The organism is Arthrobacter sp. (assembly GCF_031988865.1).
Lineage (GTDB): Bacteria > Actinomycetota > Actinomycetes > Actinomycetales > Micrococcaceae > Arthrobacter_B.
The window spans coordinates 1-2,468 of record NZ_DALZXY010000164.1; the positions used below are offsets into that span (position 1 = coordinate 1).

Annotated in this window: 2 protein-coding genes; one reads left to right on the forward strand and one right to left on the reverse strand. The window is 65.7% G+C overall.

Annotation, left to right across the window (positions count from 1 at the left end):
* On the reverse strand, positions 1-1,508 hold a 1,508-nt coding region (locus RTN46_RS16830; protein ID WP_312183158.1), incomplete at its 3' end, for a DEAD/DEAH box helicase.
* Positions 1,509-1,943: 435 nt separating this feature from the next.
* On the opposite strand from RTN46_RS16830, the gene RTN46_RS16835 reads away from it, so the two are divergent.
* Positions 1,944-2,468, forward strand: a 525-nt coding sequence (locus tag RTN46_RS16835) for a ferritin-like fold-containing protein (RefSeq protein ID WP_312183160.1), incomplete at its 3' end; no start/stop codon positions are given.

The window sequence follows — 2,468 nt, forward strand, 5'->3', positions numbered from 1 at the left end:
GCGCCGTCGCGGGGTGCACGTGTCCGGTCCGAGCCGCGGGCACTGTCGGATCCGCGCCCGCCGCGGGAGCGGGAGTCCGATCCGGCGTCGGAACGGGCCGGACGCCGGCCGCCGGACTTGCCGGTTTCGCCGAGGTCTTCGAGCTTTTCGGCGTCGATCCCGGCGAGGACACGCTTGTTGCGGGGCAGCCGGCCCTTGGTGCCTTCCGGAATATCAAGGTCGGTGTACAGGTGCGGGGACGAGGAGTAGGTTTCCACCGGCTCCGCCTGGTCCATGCCCAGGGCCTTGTTGATCAGGCCCCAGCGGGGGACATCGTCCCAGTCCACGAACGTAACCGCCGTGCCCTTGTTGCCGGCGCGGCCGGTGCGGCCAACACGGTGCAGGTAGGTCTTTTCGTCCTCCGGGCACTGGTAGTTGATCACGTGGGTGACGTCGTCGACGTCGATGCCGCGGGCGGCGACATCGGTGGCAACCAGGACGTCGACCTTCTCGTTGCGGAAGGCGCGCATGGCCTGCTCGCGGGCGCCCTGGCCCAGGTCGCCGTGCATGGCGGCCACGGCGAAGCCGCGGTCCACGAGTTCTTCGGAGAGCTTTGCGGCAGTGCGCTTGGTCTTGGTGAAGATGATGGTGCGGCCCCGGCCCTTGGCCTGCAGGATCCGGGCGACAACTTCGCTCTTGTCGAGGTTGTGGGCACGGTAGACAACCTGGCGGATGTCCTTCTTCGTCAGGCCTTCATCATCAGGATCAGCCGCACGGATATGCGTGGGCTTGGTCATGTAGCGGCGGGCCATGGCGACGACGGCGCCCGGCATGGTGGCCGAGAACAGCAGCGTCTGGCGCACCGCCGGGGTGGCTGCCATCAGGGTCTCGACGTCGGGCAGGAAGCCAAGGTCGAGCATTTCGTCGGCCTCGTCCAGGACGACGATCCGCACGTTCTTCAGCGAGAGGTGCTTCTTGTTGTACAGGTCGATCAGGCGTCCCGGCGTGCCGACGACGATTTCGACGCCAGCTGCCAGGGCCTCAATCTGCGGTTCGTAGGCGCGTCCACCGTAAATGGTGACGATGCGGGCGCCACGGCGGCGGGCCGCGGTGGTCAGATCGCCGGCCACCTGGACCGCGAGTTCGCGGGTCGGAACCACGATCAGGGCCTGCGGGGCGCCGGGGACGGCGAGCCCTGCGTAATCCTCGTCCGCCGGCGCAATCACACGCTGCAGGGCGGGGATGCCAAAGCCGAGGGTCTTGCCGGTACCGGTCTTGGCCTGGCCGATGATGTCGTGGCCGCCCAGGGCCACCGGCAGGGTCATCGACTGGATCGGGAAGGGGTGGGTGATACCGGCTTCCGCCAGCGACTCCACAATGTCGGCGCGTACGCCGAAATCACCGAACGTCAGTTCGGCGATTTCCGCCGCAGCGTCCGTGGTAGCGAGCGTCTCGGCTACGTCGAGTTCTTCGTTGCTGTCATCGGCGGTCAGGTGCGCGTCGCCGATCTGGGAAAGTTCAGTGTTCAATTACATACCGTTCAGTTAGGCATCCCTGCCGGCCGCGCTCGACGAGAGGGCGTATAGCCCGTCCCGGAGCGGACGGCGCGCAGGGGATGCGTCCAGCGGAAGCCGATCGCGGGCTAACAACTGCTGGCCACTCCAACTGCATTCGGCAAAGGCAGTGGCCGGAAAATATCAAGATCGCGTAGGTACTGCGGGTCTCACAGCCAAGCTGGCATAAACGACCAACTGGCATTTCAAATGGTGGGAACGACCGGGCATCCATTTACTACCATTCCAGTCTACCCGGTACGGCCGCAGCGGGTCGCATTTGGGGATCCGCGGGCGCTCCGCGCTCCAGGGCCCCGCCGGCGGCAGGGGTGAAGCGCGGTTGGAACGCGGTTGGAACGCGCGGAGCGTCTGAAGGGATGAGGTCCATAGCGCACCGGTACGCTGGGGGATATGAACGAGCACAAGCCACCGGCAGTCAGCGGGCAGGACCCGGATGCTGGAACAACACCTGCGTACCAGCAGTTCCTGACCGACCTTTTTGGTGTTATTGCCTATGGTGAGCTCTCCGCCTTCGAACGGATGTCCTCTGACGCTCGTTTCTCTCCCACCCTGCACGACCGGGCCACGTTGGGCCGGCTCGCTGTGCGGGAATACGCCCACTTTGAACGCGTGACGAAACACCTCGAAGACATGGGGGCTGACCCGGAAGTGGCCATGGCCCCCTTCCAGCAGTCCGTGGATGCCTTCCATGACCGCACCAGGCCGGGGGACTGGTACGAGTCGCTCATGAAGTTCTACGTCACGGACGCTATCTCGGACGACTTCTACGCGGCGCTCGGTTCCCGGCTGGACCCGGAAAGCAGTGCCTTGATCACTTCTCTCCACGGCAGCAGCGAAGCGCCCGGGGAAGTGCTTTTCGATCGGCTGCAGCGCTCCCTCAAGGATGACCCGCGGCTGGCGTCCAGACTCGCTCTT